Source organism: uncultured Marivirga sp. (genome assembly GCF_963974845.1).
Taxonomy (GTDB): Bacteria; Bacteroidota; Bacteroidia; order Cytophagales; family Cyclobacteriaceae; genus Marivirga; species Marivirga harenae.
Genome location: NZ_CAXBEQ010000002.1, coordinates 610,537 through 630,685, shown reverse-complemented (window position 1 = coordinate 630,685; position 20,149 = coordinate 610,537). Strand labels below are relative to the sequence as shown.

The following is a 20,149-nucleotide window of genomic DNA, read 5'->3' as shown; positions in this document are numbered from 1 at the left end:
CTATGGAAAAAATGAACTGGCTAAAATTACTAAACCCAAATCGCTTAGAACAAAGCACCAATACCAATCAATCTTCTGCACGCTCATTTTTCGAGCAGGATTATGATAGAATTATTTTTTCTCATCCCTTCCGGAGATTGCAGGATAAAACCCAGGTGGTTCCGTTACCCGAGGAAGATTTTGTTCATACTCGGCTGACGCACAGCTTGGAAGTAAGTAGTGTGGGCCGTTCATTGGGCAAAAAAGTAGGCGAATCAATAGTCGAAAAATACGCTGAATTGCAAGAGTCCGGCTTTTCATCTTTTGATTTCGGAGCGATAGTTGCAGCCGCTTCTTTAGCTCACGACATAGGAAACCCACCATTCGGTCATTCAGGGGAAGATGCCATCTCCGCTTTCTTCAAAAATACTCAACTTGGAAAATGGATACAATCACAAGTGTCTGTTGAAGAGTGGGAAGATTTAACGCATTTTGAAGGCAATGCTCAAGGGTTCCGCTTATTCCACAGGCCCGATAATAGGGGGATAAAATTGACTTATAGCACTTTAGCCGCCTTTAGTAAATATCCTAGAACTGCCCATTTGTTTGAAAAAGATAACAGTAGAAAAAGTCAGAAGAAATATGGCTTTTTTCAAACGGAAAAGCACTATTTCGAAGAATTAGCGAATGAATTAGGATTGATTCGCCTTTCAAATGAAATGAGTTGGGTTCGCCATCCTCTAACCTTTTTAGTAGAAGCCGCTGATGACATTTGCTATCATGTTATTGATTTGGAAGACGGCTGCCGTTTGGGTTGGGTTTCGTATGAGCAAGCACGTGATTTGTTAGCTAATGTGCTAGGTGAATCCTACTTGCCTGAAAAACTTGAAAAAACAAAGGGCAAAAACGAGAAGATTGCTTACTTAAGAGCGCTATGCATAAACAAACTTATTAATGAATGTGCTGAAGTATTCATAGCAAATGAAGAAGACATTTTGACTGGAAAATTCGACTCCTCATTGATGAGCCAGGTGCCTTCTAAAAGAGTTTTACGTGATATTATCGAAGTCTCGGTTCAGAAAATTTATCGTTCCCATTTAGTTTTACAGACAGAAGTTGTTGGGCATCGTGTTTTGGAGGGCTTGTTAGAAGAATTTTTGGGAGCGGCCATTGCACAAAAAGGAATAGAAGAATCTAGCAAGAAAGATCTAACTGTTTTTAGATTATTGCCCGAAACCTATCAGGAATTAATTACCGATACAGCCAGTCTTTATGAAATCAGTCTAATTTGCATTGATTACATCAGTGGAATGACGGATCGATATGCAATAAATCTTTATAGGAAATTAAAAGGAATCAGTTTGCCAGGAATGAAGTAAGTTGCTAACTTACTTTTCCAAGGTGTAAAATAAATCTAAGCTTTCCGCAGCATTTTCATTTACAAAATAATCCGCCACTGTGATTGATTTCACAAGGGCGTTTTCTGCCTGATCGAGCTTATTTCTATTGAGTCTGTTCAAAAACTCATAAGGAAACCTTAGTAATGGCGCTGGTAATCGATATTGCAAATTCAAAATGTCGAATCGGGTAATCTTCTGGACTGATTGTCTGTTCTTCTCATGATAATCCATTACCTTATCATTTCCTGCAATGCCGTTAGCTTCCACTTTTGAAAAAATCGTTTGGCAGAGTGATACTAACTCATGAGCAAAGTATTCGCGAACATGCCAGGGATTTCTGGTCAAAGTCATTTTCTTATTGGGTGTTGAAATGATCGCTTTTCCCCCAGGCTTTAATACTCTGTAGATTTCTTTCAAGAAGCTTTCATCATCTTTTATATGCTCAATTACCTGAAATGAAACCACAGTATCAAAGGAATTATCCTTAATTCCTGTCAAAGGCGGAATATGCATGGATTTGAAATCAGCCTGAGGATATTTTTCCTGCAATTCGTCTGTTAAGCTTTTATACTTATCAATGCCGGTATAATGATCAGCTGAATTCACCAGAATCTCCAAACCTCTTCCTGTCCCACATCCTATTTCTAATAACCTGCCTTCAACCTGCGGCTGAGCATAAACATAGGCAGACAAAAGTCGCTGATGAATAGGGTTATCGGATGCAATAGAGTCGGAGGTTATCTCCGTTGTTGAAACGTTGGCCATGATTTATTGCTTAGCTGACTTTTAAAGCTTTTTTGATACTCTCAAAAAATGTTGGTTGTTGCTTTTCCTCTTGATGCTCCGGAAATATTGTGTCATGAAAAGCAATATCTTCTTTCTCCTTCTTGGTATAAAAAGTCGCAGAAAACATTTTTCTTTCTTCTTTATCAGGACAGTCTAAGGGCTTGGTATACCCATAGTAGGAAGTGTCTTTCACTTCAAAAATTACTGCCCGGTTAAATCTACATGAAACCGCTTTTTTACATTTGGAAACACAATCGTTCCACATTTCCAATGCCCCGTTCCATTCGGGTTTCCACCTAGGAGTTAAGTAAAGCTGAAGATTAAGCCTTCTTTGTACATCTTTTTCTGGATGAATGTTAAAATCTACATGTACATCTTCAAAAGAACCTTTCTTTCCTTTTTGAATTCCCACTCCAAAACCGTCATTAGTGATAAAAGCATTTTTGATTCCAGTTACCTTTTCGATAAGTTCCAAAAATTTAGGCTGGGCAATTTCTTCCTTCAAGAGATTAAATAATCGAGGATATTCCTCAAATTTATCTCCCTCAAGCTTATTTTCATGCTTATCCTTTTTAGGCTTATTGAAAAGATCATCTTCTGGAAAGAAGTTATGAAGTTTTTCAGCTACCTCTGTTGACAAAAAGTCATCTAGGATAAGGTGGTGGAATGGTTTGGAAGATTCAAACTCTTCCCTGTACTGGTCGATTTGTTCTTGACTAAAATGCTTACTTTGAATAAGTTCCATAAAGGAATTTAGAATTTCGTGGCGCAAATATACACTTCAAATGTAGTTTGCTAACATAAAAAGTAAAATATTTCACTGTTAATTTTTCAGTTTTCCTTACATATTTCGACTAACGAGCCCAAATGTAAGTGCAATCAAATGAGTAAACCCTTTTTTACTTTAAAAAGTGCCAAAATCTCATATTATTATTTCAGTCATTTTCGTCTGAAAGTAGGAAATAGCATTGGAGTTTTACTTTTATAGTCTTCGTATTTTTTACCAAAATGTGCTATCAATCTCCTTTCCTCATAATGAATACCAATGAAGAGGTAAAAGGAGATGCAAATAGCATGTAACAAATTAGTATAAGTTGGGCTAAAAACTACAAAACCTACGATTCCTAAAATCAATGCGGTGTAAAGTGGATGGCGCATTCTACCATAAATACCGTGAGTGATTAGCTTTTGATTTGTTTCAGATTTAATTCCTAAGAATTCTGAAAAGCTAATCGGCTTAAAGGCCAACTTCGCTAATAAAAACCCAAACGTGGCAATAATCAAACCAATTGCCTTACTACTTTGGTCCTTTGGAAATAAAAATTCCGGTTGAATTGTGCTCCCTAATAAAAAAATAAATAGTACAGCAAAAACTGAAATTACATTATACAGCCTGCGATAAGAACGTGGCCTTAAATTCACCTTCTCCTTAACTAGAGAAGACGCCAAAACTGAATGGGCAATTCCAAAAATTAACCATGCAATTACTACCTGTAAATATTCCCAATATTGAATCATAGGTCCAAATTATCCAGTTACCCAGTTTACTTTGTCATTCATTGGGTTTCTTTTTCCTTCTGGCCAAAAGCCTTCTTTAGGCATGCCAACATATAAAAAGCCCATTAACTTGTCTTCTTCTTCTAATCCTAATGCGTTTTTTGCTTCTTTCATATAAGTGATTCCTCCTGAACCCCAATAACAACCTACACCATATGCACTAGCTGTTAATTGCATATTTTGTACAGCAGAAGCAACAGCAGAAATTTCTTCTTCAACTGGAATGCTTTGTTTTTCATCTCTTTTCATACCAATGGCTATTACATGCGATGCCATCAATGGTTTATTTCTAAGGGTCTCCATTTTAGCCTGATCAAAGCTCCCTTTTGCTTTAGATACTTGTTGATAAATATCAGATTGAAATTTACCTAACTGGTCCAAGCCTTTATCAGTAAAAACTATAAACCTCCATGGTTCCGTATGTTTATGGTTAGGTGCCCAATTCGCGTTTTCTAACATTTGCTCAATAATAAGATCATTCACTTTTTCACCGGAATATTGTGCTGGATAAATAGATCTTCTGGACCTTATTAATTCGTTAAATTCTTCTATATTAATAATTTTCTTCATTATCTTTTTTGCAAATTTAACCTAGATTTGGAAAAAGGGTTACAGCTATGTATTTTTATTGATATTCATTTTTTGTTATGACAAAAATAATTTCATTTATTTCACGAAAGGGCGGTACGGGAAAAACCACTAGCGCTATTCATTTTGCCACTATGTTACACAGTTTGGGACATTCTTTGGCAATGTTGGAGACAGACACCAATTACACGCTCAATACCTTGAGAAAAATGGAACTTTACAAAACAGGAGCAAAAGAATCTGCTGTTTTTCCAATTATCGCTTCTGAGGACCACAAGGCCTTGGAAGATATAAAAGAACTACAGAATCGAAAGCTGGATTTTATAATAATAGATAGTGCCGGGAAAACTACAGATGAGCACATTAAAAAACTAAGTTTAAGTAGTGACTTAGTGATTGTCCCGACAAGTTTGACACCTAATGATTTGTTAGTAACTTATCAAACTGTGGAAGACATTAAATATGCTCTAAAAGAAAATGAAAAATTAAAAATATTGGTATTGCCCAACAGAGTTCACTCAGCCACAAAAATTGATACCGTTAAGGACGCTCTTTCGGAATTAGATGCTGAAATTTTGGAAGTAAAAGTTCCGGCAAAGAATATTTTTGCTAATTTCAGTACCATTTTAGCAGAAAAAGAGTTTTTACCTATCACAAAAGCGATACTTTCACATCTTTAATAATAATGACTATGGCTAAGAAAAAAGATACATTGAAAGACCTAAATGAATTTATGAAAAACCAGGCTCCCGGTTCTGGCGATGAGAGCAAAGATTATTTATCTAAAAAACCGACTCAATTGGCCGAGGTGGAAGCTTTAAAATCTGAAATCAAAAAACTGGACAATTTGCCCGAAGGAGCATTACACGAGGATGAGGTTGCTAAATTCATTTTGAAAGCTGCCAAAATTCATGGTTTATCATCTAGACAAGTGCTATACAAGGTTTGTGAAAAAGTATTGGCGCAACAAGATGAAAAAGAAGGGTCGGACATATTATTAGAAAACCTGATTGTATATCTACAACATCAGGATTTAATATTAGAAAAACTTAGATAATCAGAAATTCTTATTTCCCTTAGCATTTGTTCCTTACTATGGAATGAAAACCACTCAAAACAAGGCGCACAATCTTAACTAATCTATCACGCTATATAAAATCATGCACAGTTTCGATTAGCGAATTATTGAATTAGACCAAATTAGATTATAATTCTTTTAATTGAAAATCACGTTTGTTTTTGCCATGTAATAAGCTCTACAACTTACATAAAATTAGACTTTTCTAATCCTATTCACGTCCTTTTTCTATAGGTAATAGAACAAAAGCAATTCAATATCTGTTTTATTTCACGTTAGAATTGTTTAAATTGAATAAAACTCATATTCAAAAATTAGCAATAAACTTAACAGATATGAAGAATCTAATATTAATTATCTCGGCATTTTTTTTAAGTTATACTGCAAACTCACAATTATCAGGGGACAGCTGGAAACAAACTAAGTCCAAAGGGACTGGCGAAGTCACGGTTACTTACAACTATTCTGGCAAATTCATCTTCCAAAATAATGGTGAATTAGATGGCTTATGCATTAAAATTTGGAATGAATTCGTGGAATATGTTGAAAGCACACATAAAGTAAACTTAGATGTGAATGTTCATCAACCTCAAGATGCTGTTGATTTCTCCGAATTCTACCAAAGTGTTGAAAACGGAAGCGGGGGAGTCTTTGGACTGGCCGATGTCACGATTACACAGTCCCGTAAGAAGGAAGTGCAATTCAGCCCCTCTTTCTTTTCTAACGTATCTATATTGCTGACTAATAAATCCGTTCCAGATCTAAAGAGCTTTAGTAATATTTCCAGTGAATTTTCTGGCAAAACCCTAATTGTTCAAAAAGGTACTACCCATGAAAAAAGAGCTCATGAATTAAAAGCTGGATCATTCCCTCAATTAAAAATTGAATCTGTTAATTCCTTTAAGGAATGTTATGAAAGAGTAAATCAAAATAGTAATTATTTTACTTATCTGGATTTTTCCTCTTACTTAACCGCAATTGAAGAAGTCAGTAATATCAAGAGGCACGTTGCGGGAGATAAGACAGGAGAGGAGTTTGGTTTCATTATGCCGATAAATAGCGACTGGGAGCCTATATTAGCAGAATTCTTTAATAAAGATGGTGGGTTTACAAGTAGCACGGAGTATAAAAAAATAGTAGCTGAATCGCTCGGTACTCACGTAGTGGCAATGCTGAATTCAATTAATCAAGAGTAAACTAACTTCTGGTAGCGGCAATAGTAGCAATGGAAATTTCAGCACCCGCTCTTATTAATGGTTGACTACTCGCTTGAAGTGTTGCCCCAGTGGTAACTACATCATCAACCAGTAAGATATTCTTGTCACGCAAACTCCTGTTCGGGTTAAGAAGTTGAAAGCTTGATTCAACATTATCAAACCTTTCCAATCGGTCCTTTTTGGTTTGACTTTTTTTATTGACTGCCTTTACAATAAGGGGCTCAAACGGGATGTTTAAAGCTAAACTCATCCCCTCTGCAATAAGATCGCTTTGATTATACCCTCTTTTTCTTTGTTTTTTGTAGTGAATGGGCACTGTGGTTATTAAATCCCATTCTCCAAAAAAGTATTGAGATAATTCTTTCCCATAATATTCTCCCAACAAAAGGCCTATCGCCTCGTTTCCTTCATACTTAAGTTGATGTAGAAGTTCTTGAATTGCGGTATCTTTTTGAAACCAAGTGTAACTCATAACATAATGTAGATTAGGAATTTCAAAAAATCGTCTATGAAGTTGATTTGGCTGATCACGATGCAAATTCGTTCTGTTCAGGTTTGAAAGACAATGACTACAAACCAGATTCTCGGACTTCGATAAAGTTAAATTGCAGAGGGTGCAATAATTAGGGAAAAATAATGACAAAAAATCTGATACAATTAAGGTAAAGTTTTGGTTTCCTAAGTTCACAACGGCTAACTTTGCGGGTTAAATAATTTTTTAATCTGATAGTAGAATTAATTTATGAAATCAACATTAAAAACACAAGTTTGAATTTAATGCTGTGGGAAGTTAGTTTTTTATCAAATGTTAGTCTTCAATAGTTACGGGCCGGCTTATAAGCAACAGAAGTAATAATATATATGAATAAAGTAGAAGAATTCAACGAATATCGCGCAAAAATGAACGATAAAATCGTGGGGAGCAATAACAAAATCCTTAAGCGTATATTCAACCTTGACACAAATGCTTTTGCAGAAGGTAGTGTAGACAAAAAAACTAAAGAAATGATTGGATTATCTTCTTCGATGGTTTTGCGTTGTGATGACTGCGTGCGCTATCACTTAGGAAAATGCTTTGAATTAGGTGTTACGGAAGATCAAGTTTTTGAAGTTTTTTCAATCGCTAATTTAATTGGCGGAACTATCGTGATTCCTCATTTGAGAAGAGCGGTAGAATATTGGGAATATTTGAAAGAAACCGCTGATGATTAAAAAAGACCTTGATCTTGAAAGAAAGTGGCAAGCACTACGATTGTCTTTGAAAGATGCTGTTGGAAGAAAACCAAAAGACATGAATGCCATCCTCTTTTTAGTTGGGGTTCAAGAGTTGGGAAAAGGTCCTCATAATTTCAGTAAGGAGGAAAAACAAGACTTAATGCATATTGCCATTTGTAAAGTATTAAGTCTTTCTGGCTTTTATGAATTGGAAGGAGTAGATAACAACGGATGGCCACATTGGAAGTTAATCAAAAATCTTCCACATTTTGACTTATTAGAACAGGAAAAATTGCTTAAAATGCATGTAATTGAGTACTTTGAACAAGAAATCGGATTAGAATTTTAACTTGAAAAGTTTTTAATGAATATCATCTCTTATAATGTGAATGGAATTAGGGCTGCAGAAAGAAAAGGATTGAGCGAATGGCTCCAAGTAGAACAGCCCGATGTTTTTTGTATACAAGAATTAAAAGCTAATCAAGATCAAATCGATGTTTCCGTTTTCGAAAACCTAGGCTACCATATATATTGGCATTCAGCAGAAAAAAAGGGTTATAGCGGTGTAGGTATTTTTACAAAGGTAAAACCGAAAAACGTGGAAATTGGTTGCGGGATGCCCGAATACGATAGAGAAGGTAGAGTGATTCGTGCAGATTTTGAAGGGTTTTCTGTTATCTGCACCTATATGCCTAGTGGCTCAAGTGGGGACACTCGCCAAGATTTTAAAATGAAATGGTTGTCCGATTTCAGAAACTACATTCAAGAGCTAAAAAAGGACTATCCCAATCTATTAATTTGTGGTGACTACAATATATGCCATCAAGCTATAGACATTCATGATCCGGTACGAAATAAAAACAGCTCCGGATTTTTACCTGAGGAAAGAGAATGGATGACCGAATTCTTGAGCGATGGCTTTATCGATACATTTAGATATTTAAACAAAGAAGCTGATCAATACAGTTGGTGGAGTTATCGGGCTGCAGCAAGAGAAAGAAATAAGGGTTGGAGAATTGATTATCATATGCTCTCTGACAATTTACAGGATAGAATAAAGTCAGTAGACATTTTGCAAGACGTAAAACACTCTGATCACTGCCCGATCAAAATTGAATTGGATGTATCATGAAATTGATAATATATTGGAAATCATTGTCATAAAATTACCGTTAATACTGAAGTGACTCAAAACAGCAACATAGCGGATATATTACTAAAGCTAAAGGCCTATAAACGCAAATACTATTTGAATAAAATAGTAAAGGGCCTGATAATCAGTATTGCTATTTTTCTTGTTGCGCTCTTGATAAGCAGTTGGTTGGAATATAGTTTCCAGATGAGCCGATTGGCAAGAACTATTATTTTTAGTCTCTCTTTTGTACTCATAGCTTTCTTTTCTGTCCGTTACCTTTTAATTCCAATCTATCATCTCCTACGAAATGGAGAACACTTGAGTGATACTGATGCTGCCAGGCAAATAGGAAAATATTTTCCCGAGATAAGCGATAAACTACTGAACATCATACAGTTAAGCAGCTTATCTTCTTCTGATAACAGTCTAATTTCAGCAAGTATAGAACAGAAGTCCGGCAAAATTGCTTTACTGAATTTCAAGGAAAGCATCAATATAAAAAGCTCCAACTCTGCTTACCTTCCTTATCTAATAATACCAACTATTATTATTGGATTAATTCTCATGTTTTCTCCTAATATGATTACAGAAGGAAGCTACCGCGTATTAAAATTTAATGAAGAATTTATAGTAGAAGCACCATTTTCTTTTATCCTAGAAAATGATGATTTACGAAGTTTTAAAGGAGATAATTATACTTTAAAAGCTAAATTACAAGGGAATGAACTACCACAGAATCTTTTCATAAACAAAGATGGTATAAAGAAAAAATTTGAAAGGCTTTCAAACAATGAGTACTTATATACCATCAAGAATGTCCAGAAAAGTTTAAATTTTAAGTTGGAAGCAGCGGGGTTCAATTCCAAAGATTACAAACTAACTGTGTACGAAAAACCTAGAATTCAGGAAATGAATATCACCCTGAACTATCCAGATTATATCGGGACCAAAACAGAAAGAATTAATAATTCAGGAAATCTAATCATCCCCGAGGGAACGGAAGCACAATGGCTAATAAAAAGCAAATCCAGTGATCAAATTTATTATACTACTAAAAAAGACAGTTCCCAGTTCAATAAAATTAGAAGTAATGCTTTTAATCTATCGAAAAAATTGATAAAAAATTCTAGCTATCAATTGAACTTAATCAACATAGAAGCAGCCTATAGCCAGAAAATCAACTACTCAATTGAAGTAATCAAAGATAAATATCCAGAAATCAACCTAAGTCCCATTAACGATAGCACCTACTTCAATCAAGTAGCTTTGGCAGGTGAAATAAGCGATGATTACGGATTTTCACAGTTGAGAATCATCTATCAAAAGTTTAAAGATGGTGAACTGCTTGACAAAGGCCTTATCCCGTTAGCCTTTGACAGAAAAATACTAAATCAAAAATACTTTAAGGTCTGGGAAATTGATTCTTTATTAACAGAGAAAGAGATGAGAATTGAATATTTCGTTGAAGTTGCAGATAATGACGGAGTAAATGGTGCAAAATTCTCAAAAAGTGCAACCTATCAATTTCAATTACCAGATGCAGATAAGATTGAGGAAGAAATTAAAAAAACGCGTCAAGAAACTGAAAATCAGATAGATAAAAACATCGATGCTGCCAAACGTACAAATCTTAAACTTGAGGAATTAGAAGAAATTCTTAAAACAAAACGAACATTAGATTGGCAAGATAAAAAGTTAATAGAAGAAATCTTTCAAGACCGAGAAAACCGAAGAAAAGAATTAGAGAAAATTAAGAACGAATTAGAAAAGAATCAAGCCAAAAGAGACCGATTTAATAAGCAAGATGAACAACTGCGTGAGAAATCCGAACAGCTTGAAAACTTAATGGAAGAGATGCTTCAAGATGAAAATGAAGAACTCATGGAAAAAATCAAATCACTTCTAGAAGAGCAAAATCAATCGGATGATTTTAGGGAATCGGTTGAAGACCTTAAGAAGCAACAGAAAAACAAGCTTAAGGAAATGGAAAGATTGATGGAACTCTTCAAAAGAATGGAAATTCAATATGATATGAAGGAAGTAGGGGAGAAGTTTAAAGATTTAGAAGAAGAACAAAAGGCATTATCAGAAGAGAATAAACCACAAGAAAGCAAGATTGATAATGAAAATCAAGAAAGGAAGTTTCAAACAGAACAAAAGCAGGCAGAAGCATTAAATAAACAAAAAGAATTAAATGAAGAGTTTGAAGATTTACAAGAAGAGTTAAGAGATATTGAACAGCGCAATCAGTCACTAAAGCAACCTAATGCACTGCAAGACACTAAAGAGCAAGAAAGTGAAATAGACCTAAGCCAACAGAACAGCCAACAAAAGATCCAAGAAAACGATAAAAATGGGGCTAGTGAACAACAGAAAAAGGCCTCAGAGGAAATGAAGAAGATGTCTGAAATGCTGTCTTCAATGCAGATGGGTATGGAAATGGAGATGTTGCAAGAAAACATCGATGATTTAAAAAATATTGTTGATAATCTTTTGAAGCTTTCATTTCGACAAGAAACCCTTATGAATGACTTTAAAGCAGTTAACCCTAGCGACCCGAGGTTCATTACATTATCAGAGAAGCAACTGGCTATGCAAGATGATGCTAAAATCGTAGAGGACAGCCTTTCTAGTTTAGCAGAAAGAGTTTTTCAACTAAAAAACTTTATATATAAAGAGCTTGACCAAATGAATGAGTCTATGGAGGCAAGCGTTAAAGCTTTAAGAGAAAGGGAAAATAGCAGAGCGATTGGTGAACAGCAATTTGCCATGACTGCTATGAACAATCTCGCCTTAATGCTGGACGATGTATTAGAACAAATGCAAATGCAGATGCAATCTGCGATGGGAATGGGCCAAGAATCGCAAGGCAATCAGCAAAGCCCTAGTTTATCACAAATGCAAGAATCCTTGAATCAAAAAACACAAGAATTGAGCAAGGGTCAAAAAAGCGGAAGGCAGTTTTCAGAACAATTAGGCCAATTAGCCGGAGAACAAGCTAAAATCAGGAAAATGATGGAAGCGCTTGAAAAAAAACTGAGCGGCCAAGAAGGTAAGGAAGACGGTGGCAATAGCGGTAGCATTTCCGAAGAGATGGAGAAAATCGAGGAAGACTTAGTAAATAAACGATTAAATCGACAACTTTTAGAAAGGCAACAAAAAATAGTTACCCGACTTCTAGAATCAGAGAAAGCTAAGGACGAACAAGAGGAAAAGGACGAACGCAAAGGAGAGACTGCAACAGAGTATGAAAGGGAAAGAATTCCCAACGCATTTGAAGATTACATTAAAGAAAAGCAAAGAGAAATTGAGCAGCTAAGAAACGTGCCACCTAATTTCACTCCATATTACAAGAATGAAATAAATAAATATTATAACCGATTAAAATCTAAAGAAAACCTAATACAATGAGCGACATCAGTATAAGTATTCCATCTCTCAGCGAAAACATCAGAATAGTTGAGAGCTTTATTGACAATGCAAAAGAGAAATTTGACCTAGATGATGACATTTATGGCAACATCATGATTGCTGTTACGGAATCCGTCAATAATGCTATTATTCATGGAAACCAAGGCAATAAGGACAAAAACGTATTTCTATCATTAACTATGGAAGAGAACACCATCGTATTTAATGTTTCAGATGAAGGTAAAGGCTTTGACTATAACGCACTTCCTGATCCGACTGCGCCAGAAAACATTGACAAACCAGGCGGTAGAGGAATATTCTTAATGAAAGCACTAAGCGATGAATTAAGTTTTGAAGAAGAAGGCAAGAAAGTAAAACTAAGCTTCTACATCAATTAATGACAAATATTTACTTCTTTAAGGAAGATTACAATATAGATTTAAGAACATTACAAAAGCATAAAAAATGGCTTAATAATGTCGCTAAATCCTATGAGCACAAGATTTCTGAGCTTAATTATATCTTTTGTTCCGATGAATATTTACTTAAAATCAATCTGGAATATCTAAACCACGATACTTATACTGACATTATTACATTTGATCTAAATGATTATTCAGAAGAACAAAACACTGTAGAAGCAGATATATTCATCAGTATGGAGCGAATAAAAGCAAATAGTGCGAGTTTCAAAACAAAGGAAGAAATTGAATTGGCCAGAGTAATGGCACATGGTCTATTGCATATTATAGGATTTAAGGACAAAACCGAGGAGCAGAAAAAAGAAATGAGAATTGCAGAAAACAAAGCAATTGAATTATTATCAGTCAAAAGATGTTCCACGTGGAACATTTGACACAATAAAGAATAACTACTGTTCCACGTGGAACAGTTCAGAATTAATAAAATCAAAATCAGGTGTTCCACGTGGAACACAGAATATAATCTAGTTATGTTTCAAGATTACGACTTAATAGTAGTAGGAGGTGGGCACGCAGGCTGCGAAGCTGCAGCCGCAGCGGCAAATATGGGTTCAAAAGTCCTGTTAGCCACAATGAATATGAATACGATTGCACAAATGTCTTGCAATCCAGCAGTTGGTGGTGTGGCTAAAGGACAAATAGTTAGGGAAATTGATGCTTTAGGCGGCTATTCGGGTATCATAGCAGACAAATCTATGATCCAGTTCAGAATGCTTAATAAATCCAAAGGCCCAGCAATGTGGAGTCCAAGAACACAAAATGATCGAATGCGTTTTGCGGAAGAATGGCGATTGCAGTTGGAAAAAATCCCCACACTTGATTTCTGGCAAGAAATGGTTGCTGGAATAATAGTGGAAAACAATAAGGTTGTAGGTATTGAAACCAGCATGGGTCTAAAAATAAAAGCAGAAGCAGTAGTACTAACTAATGGAACCTTCCTAAATGGTTTAATTCATATTGGAGAAAAGCAATTCGGTGGTGGTAGATCAGCAGAAAGAGCATCTAAAGGAATAACTGAACAATTAGAAGAACTAGGTTTTGAGTCGGGACGAATGAAGACAGGGACCCCTCCAAGAGTAGATGGCAGAACAATTGATTACAGTATAATAGAAGAACAAAAAGGAGACGAATTCCCAGAAAAATTCTCATTTTCTAATCAAACGCAAAGGCTAACAAACCAAAGAAGCTGCCACATAACCTATACAAACCCACTGGTTCACGAAATCCTCGAAAAAGGCTTTGAACGATCTCCAATGTTTAATGGAAGAATTCAAGGCTTAGGACCTAGATACTGCCCTTCTATTGAGGATAAAATCAACCGTTTTGCAGAAAGAAATAGACACCAAATTTTTGTGGAGCCCGAAGGCTGGGATACAGTAGAAGTCTATGTAAATGGATTCTCAACTTCCTTGCCAGAAGATATCCAATACAAGGCAATTAGAGAAATTGAAGGCTTTAAGGATGTTAAAATGTTTCGACCTGGATACGCTATAGAATATGACTTCTTTCCTCCAACACAACTGAAAACTACCTTAGAAACCAAATTAGTAGACAATCTATATTTTGCTGGACAAATTAATGGAACTACTGGATACGAAGAAGCAGCTTGTCAAGGCTTGATGGCTGGTATTAATGCCCATCTAAAAATAAATGAGAAGGAGCCCTTTATCTTATCTAGATCGGAAGCATATATAGGCGTACTGATAGATGACTTAATAAATAAAGGTACAGAAGAACCTTATAGAATGTTCACATCCAGGGCTGAACATAGGATCTTATTAAGACAGGATAATGCAGATACCCGCTTGACTCCCTTGGGACACAAAATTGGATTAGCATCTGATGAACGACTAAAACAGGTAGAAGAAAAACAAGACCATATTGACTCCTTTATTAACAATCTAAAAACTCATAAGGTCAAACCTAATATTGTTAATGACAGATTAGGTGAGATCAACTCTGCTCCTATAAAAGAAAAAACTAATGCATACAGTATTCTTAAAAGACCAGAAATTAGCTTCAAGGAACTTCAGCATATTGAAGATGATTTGAATCAAATGATAAACGGCTTCACCCAAGATGTGATTGAAGCGTCAGAAATTCATATAAAGTATGAAAGCTATATTGAAAAGGAAAATCAAATGATTGAGAAAATGAAAAATCTTGAAGATTTAAAAATCAAAGATTCTTTAGATTTTAATCAGATTCCAGCTTTGTCGGCTGAAGCCAAAGAAAAGCTAAGGAAAGTCAGACCACAGACCTTAGGACAAGCCTCAAGAATAAGCGGTGTTACTCCTGCAGATATTTCAATACTAATGGTTTACTTAGGACGATAGATATGTACGAAAAGCTTGACGAATGCCCAGTTTGTGGCGCTTCTAATTTACGAAACCATAAAGTAATTAAAGATCATTCTGTTAGTAAGGAAAGCTTTAATATAATGATATGCGAGAATTGTAATTTTCAATTTACAAATCCAAGACCAAGTGAAAACGATATAGGAAAATACTATCAATCTGAGGATTATATCTCTCATTCGGATAAAGCAAATTCACCGATTAACCTTCTGTATAAATTGGCCAGAAAATATGCATTAGCCTCTAAAAGAAAGTTAATTAATTCAATAGCAAAACAGAAAAAAGGTAGAATATTAGATTATGGCTGTGGTACGGGTTATTTTCTAGAAACCATGAAAGCTAATGGATGGAAAACCTATGGAATTGAACCTAATGATATTGCACGGACTATTGCTAATAAAAAAACGGCAGTCCATAACAATATCCAAAATCTGAACCTTAAAAATAGAAAGTTTGACGTTATCACCTTATGGCATGTTTTGGAACATATCCATGACATAAACAATACAATTAAAACGCTTAAAACAATTCTTAAAGAGAAAGGTAAGATTGTTGTTGCAGTACCAAATATTGAAAGTTACGAGAATTCAGTCTTTGACGAAGAATGGGCAGCTTATGACGTACCAAGACACTTGTACCACTTCAGCCAGGAAACAATGAAGACCTTGATGTTGAAACACGGCCTCAAGGTGAAAAAAGTCTATCCCATGAAACTGGATGCATACTACATAAGTTTACTTAGCAATAAATATAAATATAATAAAAATAAGTTCATCAATTCTATTATAACTGGCTATAAATCAAATACTTACGCAACAAATCATAACAATAATTTCTCAAGTCTTATTTACGTTATCAAAAAATGATTAAAAAAGTAGCATCCCTTTTAACACTAATTATCGTTTACGCATGCGCAACAGTACAAGGACCCACAGGCGGTGATAAAGACGAGGTACCTCCCAAGTTGTATCAATCAAATCCTGCAAATCAGTCAATTAAATTTAAGGGCCAAGAAATAAAACTGTTTTTTAGTGAGTGGATGAAGCTTGAACAACTTGATAAAGAACTAATTATAACTCCTAGAGAAGATATCAAATATGAAGCAAGCTTAAAAAAACAAGAACTCACTATAGAATTAGAGGAACCACTGCAAGACTCTACCACTTACACCTTCAATTTCAGAAAGGCATTAAAAGATATCACTGAGGGTAACCTATGGCAAAATCCTGTAATCGCCTTTAGTACTGGACCTTACCTTGATTCTTTGCAAATATCCGGGACTGTTACCAAACTTAAAGACAATACAGTAAAAGAAGGCTACATTGTTGGTTTATACACCACTGCTTATGATACTGCTAACTTGAGACAGGGCAAACCGGTATATTTTACCACAACAGATAAGAATGGACAGTATCAAATGAAGAATCTCAGAAACGGTAAATATAGATTATATACTTTTCAAGATAACAACGATGATTTACTAAATAATTCTCAAAATGAAGCCTTTGGTTTTCACACTGAAATCATCGACTTATATGACAGCATAGGAACAATTGATGTTAATACTTACAAAAGAAATGAAGATACTTTACGGTTAAAAAAGTACAGTCCGGTTGGCAAAGACTTCATCATTCAATACAATAAAGGCTTGGTCAATTACCAACTAACTAATCCGAGCGATAGTAATCAATATATTTACACCAATAACATAGAAAATTCAAAATATCTAAAAGTATACAAAGAAAACTTTCCACAGCTCAATTTTGATACGGATTCTACATTGTTAATGGTCAAGGCGACTGACTCTATCGGTTCACAGATAACAGATTCTGTATATTTCAGGCTGAGAGAAAGTAGGTTGACAAATGATACTATAAAGATCATTGATAAACCTAAAGCTGAACTAATCTCTGGAAAACAAGAATTTCTACTAACTCTTTCAAAACCAGTAAATCAGATCATCTATGATTCTATACAATTAAGAATCGATAGCATTCCTATATATACCTTCAGTCCAGAAGACATCGAACAAAACTTCAGTAAAAAACAGATTAAAATAACAACAACAATCGTACAAAGTACAATTGATAATATCATTGATAGTCTATCTGTCAAACATCAAAAATTATTGGCAACTGATTCCCTAAAGGATGATTCACCAGATACAACCATCGTATCAGACACTAACACAAAAAAAGAAGCCATGTCAAGAGATCTCTCAAGAAGAACATCTAATATAGGCGAAAGGCAAGTCAATACTTCTCCAAGCACCTCTGGAAAATTACAACTTTACTTCGGAAAATCAGCCTTCAGGGGTATTGAGAACGATTCCAGTCAGCAAACCGAAGTTTCACTATCTTTCAAGAAAATCGAAGACCATGGGACTATTACAGGAAAAATTATTAATCCTGGTTTTCCCTTTGTTGTCCAATTACTCAATGATAAATATGAAGTCATTGACACCTTAGTTAATCAACATGACTATAAATTCAATTATGTTAAACCTGGAAAATACAGATTAAGGCTTCTGAAAGACATCAATAACAACCAAGTTTGGGATGCAGGTAATGTTTACACATTAGAGAAACCAGAAGAATATATTTTTTTTAATGAAGAAATAACTGTAAAAGCAAACTGGGAAATAATAGACAAAGACTTTGATTTAAGTGTGGATAAGCAAGTGGATAGTAGTGTAAAAAATTAGGGTTTATACACATAACTTAACAAGCATAAATAAGATAGAGGATAAAGTGAATAAGTTAAGATGATAAGTATGAAAAACTGAAACATATCTACAACTTAATCCACAGATTTATTTCACACAGTAGAATACAATTTTTTATTAACATAAATCCAGTTTAATGTTAAGTATTTAATTTTCAAATAAATAGAAGTGGATATCTTCAAATCTTATCTACATATTCTATACAAAGAAGAAAAGATTTAATTAAATTAAGTATTTATCAACATATCAACACGATTAACAATAGATAATAGTTTATATATAATTAAATAATATAATATTACGTGTGTGGAAAAACACATCAGGTTAAAACTTGAAGAAATATGAAATATTGGATCTTCTCATTTTTTTTATTGACTAGCATAATAAGTTATGGACAATCAAACCAAAAGATCGGTTTGGCTAATGCATATTATCAAGAAGGTGAATATGACAAAGCAATTTCAATATATCGAGAGCTGGCAAAAGCACCGCAAAATCTATCTTTTATTCATACTAACTATATTGAGATATTATATGCAAAACAATACAATGATGAAGCCGAAAAGTATTTGAAATCTATTAACAAGATTTTTCCGGCAAATATTAATTATCAAGTTGATTTTGTGGATTTCTACATTACTATAAATGATAGCTCAAAAGCTGAAAAAATTTACCAGCAAATTGAATCGAGAGTCTTAGATAACCTTGGAAACTTAAGATCAGCAGCTCAATATTTTATTAACAAGCAACACAGAGAATATGCCGAACGGCTTTATTTGTCAGCTCGTGAAATAATGCGAGATCCAAATGCATTTGCGATTCAGCTGGCTACATTGTATAGATATACCAACCAAAAAGATAAAATGGTTACTGAGTATTTAAAGTATGCCAATGAAAGGCCAGGGAATTTACGATACGTGAAAAATATGCTGCAACTCTCACTTACAGAGAAAGATGAACTTCATGATTTTGTAGAAAAAATAATGGAGGAGTTACAAAGCAGTAAAGAAAAGGATATGTATTCCGATCTTCTTATTTGGGCAAATTTACAATTAGAAAATTTTTATGGTGCATTTATGCAGGCCAGAGCTATTGATAAAAGAAATCAATTGGAAGGAGAGAATAGTTTGGAAATAGGCGAACTGGCATATCAAAATGAGGATTACGATATAGCTGAAATGATTTTTTCTTATGTGGTGGATAATTTCCCAAATTCTATGAACTACATAAGAGCAAAGCAATTAAAAATTAAAACACAAGAAATAAGAATAAAGAATCACTTTCCCATTGATACAGCCTCAATTCGAAACCTGGTTGTTTCATACAAAAACCTTGTAAATGAGATTGGCCTTTCTCATTATACATTGGAAGCCTACAGACAACAAGCTTTGCTACATGCTTTTTACTTGAATGAACATGATAAGGCAATTAATATGCTTCAAAATGTTATAGATTTCCCAAATGCAGAAAAAGATATTGTAGCCATCGCTAAACTGAATTTGGGTGATATTTATATTATTAAAGAACAGCCATGGGAATCTGTCCTTTTATACTATCAAGTGGAAAAAAGCCATAAAAATGAAAATTTGGGCGAAAATGCAAAATTGAAAAACGCCAAACTATCTTTTTATAAAGGTGAATTTGAATTGGCACAGGAACATTTAGATATTTTAAAAAATGCCACCCGAAGAGAAATCGCTAATGATGCAATGGACCTAAGTATTCTAATAAAAAACAATACTATTTTGGATAGTACGCAAAAGGCGCTTCGCGCCTATGCAGATGTCGATTTATTGCTTTATCAAAATAAGTATTTAAAGGCACAAAGAGCTCTGGATAGTTTAATAGAAGAATATGAAGAACATCCGATTCTTGATGAGTTGCTTTGGCTAAAAGCCAAAAGGGATAAGGAAATAGGGAACTATGCCGATGCGATAAGTTTGTTGGAGAGAATTGCTACAGATATGCCATATGATATATTAACAGATGATGCACTATTCGAAATGGGACTGATTTATGAAGAACTTATTCAAGACCAAAATAAAGCCAAGGAATATTATCAACAATTATTAACAGAGTATCCCGGTAGTATTTTTGTAGCAGAAGCTAGAAAAAGATTCCGCCTGTTACGGGGAGACTTTGTGAATTAAATGAGATCTTTCAATTTTTAAAATAAAGATTGTATCAGCGGATAAATGAATTCTAATTTCCTACCTTTG

Annotated in this window: 19 protein-coding genes; 14 read left to right on the top strand and 5 right to left on the bottom strand. The window is 34.6% G+C overall.

Annotated elements, in window-relative coordinates; genetic code table 11:
• The first annotated feature begins 11 nt into the window (after positions 1-11).
• Positions 12-1,358 (top strand): deoxyguanosinetriphosphate triphosphohydrolase, encoded by a 1,347-nt coding sequence (locus AAC601_RS07195; RefSeq protein ID WP_340152892.1) that lies wholly within the window; start codon positions 12-14, stop codon positions 1,356-1,358.
• A gap of 9 nt (positions 1,359-1,367) precedes the next feature.
• On the opposite strand, the gene AAC601_RS07190 is transcribed toward AAC601_RS07195, so the two are convergent.
• The 4 genes from AAC601_RS07190 to AAC601_RS07175 all read right to left on the bottom strand — a co-directional run bounded on the left by AAC601_RS07190 (position 1,368) and on the right by AAC601_RS07175 (position 4,292).
• Positions 1,368-2,144, bottom strand: a complete 777-nt coding sequence (locus tag AAC601_RS07190) for a class I SAM-dependent methyltransferase (protein WP_340152891.1) — start codon at positions 2,142-2,144, stop codon at positions 1,368-1,370.
• A gap of 10 nt (positions 2,145-2,154) precedes the next feature.
• A complete protein-coding gene (locus AAC601_RS07185; protein ID WP_303271294.1) occupies positions 2,155-2,910 on the bottom strand; it encodes a 2OG-Fe(II) oxygenase in 756 nt (251 codons plus the stop codon).
• A 194-nt stretch (positions 2,911-3,104) separates the two neighbouring features.
• Positions 3,105-3,683, bottom strand: coding sequence for an isoprenylcysteine carboxylmethyltransferase family protein (locus AAC601_RS07180; protein ID WP_303271293.1), 579 nt, complete (start codon positions 3,681-3,683; stop codon positions 3,105-3,107).
• Between the two features lie 9 nt (positions 3,684-3,692).
• Complete coding sequence (locus AAC601_RS07175; RefSeq protein ID WP_340152890.1) at positions 3,693-4,292, bottom strand: nitroreductase; 600 nt, start codon at positions 4,290-4,292, stop codon at positions 3,693-3,695.
• A 77-nt stretch (positions 4,293-4,369) separates the two neighbouring features.
• Here AAC601_RS07175 and AAC601_RS07170 point away from each other — a divergent pair, with 77 nt between their 5' ends.
• From AAC601_RS07170 to AAC601_RS07160, 3 genes are all read left to right on the top strand, one after another.
• The gene (locus AAC601_RS07170; RefSeq protein ID WP_303271291.1) at positions 4,370-4,990 is read left to right on the top strand and encodes a ParA family protein; all 621 of its coding nucleotides are present in this window, start codon (positions 4,370-4,372) and stop codon (positions 4,988-4,990) included.
• An 11-nt stretch (positions 4,991-5,001) separates the two neighbouring features.
• Positions 5,002-5,367, top strand: a complete 366-nt coding sequence (locus AAC601_RS07165) for a hypothetical protein (protein WP_340152889.1) — start codon at positions 5,002-5,004, stop codon at positions 5,365-5,367.
• Between the two features lie 356 nt (positions 5,368-5,723).
• A complete protein-coding gene (locus tag AAC601_RS07160) occupies positions 5,724-6,584 on the top strand; it encodes an ABC transporter substrate-binding protein (RefSeq protein ID WP_303271289.1) in 861 nt (286 codons plus the stop codon).
• Position 6,585: 1 nt separating this feature from the next.
• On the opposite strand, the gene AAC601_RS07155 is transcribed toward AAC601_RS07160, so the two are convergent.
• Positions 6,586-7,077 (bottom strand): phosphoribosyltransferase family protein, encoded by a 492-nt coding sequence (locus tag AAC601_RS07155; protein WP_340152888.1) that lies wholly within the window; start codon positions 7,075-7,077, stop codon positions 6,586-6,588.
• Between the two features lie 389 nt (positions 7,078-7,466).
• Here AAC601_RS07155 and AAC601_RS07150 point away from each other — a divergent pair, with 389 nt between their 5' ends.
• From AAC601_RS07150 to AAC601_RS07105, 10 genes are all read left to right on the top strand, one after another.
• Entirely contained in the window at positions 7,467-7,817 is a 351-nt protein-coding gene (locus tag AAC601_RS07150) for a carboxymuconolactone decarboxylase family protein (RefSeq protein ID WP_303271287.1), read from the top strand.
• Positions 7,810-8,169, top strand: coding sequence for a hypothetical protein (locus AAC601_RS07145; RefSeq protein WP_303271286.1), 360 nt, complete (start codon positions 7,810-7,812; stop codon positions 8,167-8,169). The genes AAC601_RS07150 and AAC601_RS07145 overlap by 8 nt, the downstream gene beginning before the upstream one ends.
• Positions 8,170-8,184: 15 nt before the next feature.
• Positions 8,185-8,952 (top strand): exodeoxyribonuclease III, encoded by a 768-nt coding sequence (xth, locus tag AAC601_RS07140; protein ID WP_340152887.1) that lies wholly within the window; start codon positions 8,185-8,187, stop codon positions 8,950-8,952.
• Positions 8,953-9,069: 117 nt separating this feature from the next.
• The gene (locus tag AAC601_RS07135; RefSeq protein ID WP_340152886.1) at positions 9,070-12,366 is read left to right on the top strand and encodes a hypothetical protein; all 3,297 of its coding nucleotides are present in this window, start codon (positions 9,070-9,072) and stop codon (positions 12,364-12,366) included.
• Positions 12,363-12,764 (top strand): ATP-binding protein, encoded by a 402-nt coding sequence (locus AAC601_RS07130; protein ID WP_340152885.1) that lies wholly within the window; start codon positions 12,363-12,365, stop codon positions 12,762-12,764. Before AAC601_RS07135 ends, AAC601_RS07130 begins: the two co-directional genes overlap by 4 nt.
• A complete protein-coding gene (gene ybeY / locus AAC601_RS07125; RefSeq protein WP_340152884.1) occupies positions 12,764-13,222 on the top strand; it encodes an rRNA maturation RNase YbeY in 459 nt (152 codons plus the stop codon). The genes AAC601_RS07130 and ybeY overlap by 1 nt, the downstream gene beginning before the upstream one ends.
• Before the next feature lie 96 nt (positions 13,223-13,318).
• The gene (gene mnmG / locus AAC601_RS07120) at positions 13,319-15,184 is read left to right on the top strand and encodes a tRNA uridine-5-carboxymethylaminomethyl(34) synthesis enzyme MnmG (protein ID WP_340152883.1); all 1,866 of its coding nucleotides are present in this window, start codon (positions 13,319-13,321) and stop codon (positions 15,182-15,184) included.
• Between the two features lie 2 nt (positions 15,185-15,186).
• A complete protein-coding gene (locus tag AAC601_RS07115) occupies positions 15,187-16,071 on the top strand; it encodes a class I SAM-dependent methyltransferase (protein WP_340152882.1) in 885 nt (294 codons plus the stop codon).
• Entirely contained in the window at positions 16,068-17,909 is a 1,842-nt protein-coding gene (locus AAC601_RS07110; RefSeq protein ID WP_340152881.1) for an Ig-like domain-containing domain, read from the top strand. Before AAC601_RS07115 ends, AAC601_RS07110 begins: the two co-directional genes overlap by 4 nt.
• A gap of 362 nt (positions 17,910-18,271) precedes the next feature.
• The gene (locus AAC601_RS07105; protein ID WP_303271277.1) at positions 18,272-20,080 is read left to right on the top strand and encodes a tetratricopeptide repeat protein; all 1,809 of its coding nucleotides are present in this window, start codon (positions 18,272-18,274) and stop codon (positions 20,078-20,080) included.
• The last annotated feature ends 69 nt before the right edge of the window (positions 20,081-20,149 follow it).

Bases quoted from the DNA above. Each gene is read 5' to 3' on its own strand.
- AAC601_RS07130 (WP_340152885.1), top strand. From the start codon at position 12,363: ATGAGCGACATCAGTATAAGTATTCCATCTCTCAGCGAAAACATCAGA.
- AAC601_RS07150 (WP_303271287.1), top strand. From the start codon at position 7,467: ATGAATAAAGTAGAAGAATTCAACGAATATCGCGCAAAAATGAACGAT.
- AAC601_RS07110 (WP_340152881.1), top strand. From the start codon at position 16,068: ATGATTAAAAAAGTAGCATCCCTTTTAACACTAATTATCGTTTACGCA.
- AAC601_RS07165 (WP_340152889.1), top strand. From the start codon at position 5,002: ATGGCTAAGAAAAAAGATACATTGAAAGACCTAAATGAATTTATGAAA.
- AAC601_RS07155 (WP_340152888.1), bottom strand. From the start codon at position 7,077: ATGAGTTACACTTGGTTTCAAAAAGATACCGCAATTCAAGAACTTCTA.
- AAC601_RS07195 (WP_340152892.1), top strand. From the start codon at position 12: ATGAACTGGCTAAAATTACTAAACCCAAATCGCTTAGAACAAAGCACC.
- AAC601_RS07180 (WP_303271293.1), bottom strand. From the start codon at position 3,683: ATGATTCAATATTGGGAATATTTACAGGTAGTAATTGCATGGTTAATT.
- AAC601_RS07175 (WP_340152890.1), bottom strand. From the start codon at position 4,292: ATGAAGAAAATTATTAATATAGAAGAATTTAACGAATTAATAAGGTCC.
- xth (WP_340152887.1), top strand. From the start codon at position 8,185: ATGAATATCATCTCTTATAATGTGAATGGAATTAGGGCTGCAGAAAGA.
- AAC601_RS07170 (WP_303271291.1), top strand. From the start codon at position 4,370: ATGACAAAAATAATTTCATTTATTTCACGAAAGGGCGGTACGGGAAAA.
- AAC601_RS07145 (WP_303271286.1), top strand. From the start codon at position 7,810: ATGATTAAAAAAGACCTTGATCTTGAAAGAAAGTGGCAAGCACTACGA.
- AAC601_RS07160 (WP_303271289.1), top strand. From the start codon at position 5,724: ATGAAGAATCTAATATTAATTATCTCGGCATTTTTTTTAAGTTATACT.
- mnmG (WP_340152883.1), top strand. From the start codon at position 13,319: ATGTTTCAAGATTACGACTTAATAGTAGTAGGAGGTGGGCACGCAGGC.
- AAC601_RS07185 (WP_303271294.1), bottom strand. From the start codon at position 2,910: ATGGAACTTATTCAAAGTAAGCATTTTAGTCAAGAACAAATCGACCAG.
- ybeY (WP_340152884.1), top strand. From the start codon at position 12,764: ATGACAAATATTTACTTCTTTAAGGAAGATTACAATATAGATTTAAGA.
- AAC601_RS07105 (WP_303271277.1), top strand. From the start codon at position 18,272: ATGAAATATTGGATCTTCTCATTTTTTTTATTGACTAGCATAATAAGT.
- AAC601_RS07190 (WP_340152891.1), bottom strand. From the start codon at position 2,144: ATGGCCAACGTTTCAACAACGGAGATAACCTCCGACTCTATTGCATCC.
- AAC601_RS07115 (WP_340152882.1), top strand. From the start codon at position 15,187: ATGTACGAAAAGCTTGACGAATGCCCAGTTTGTGGCGCTTCTAATTTA.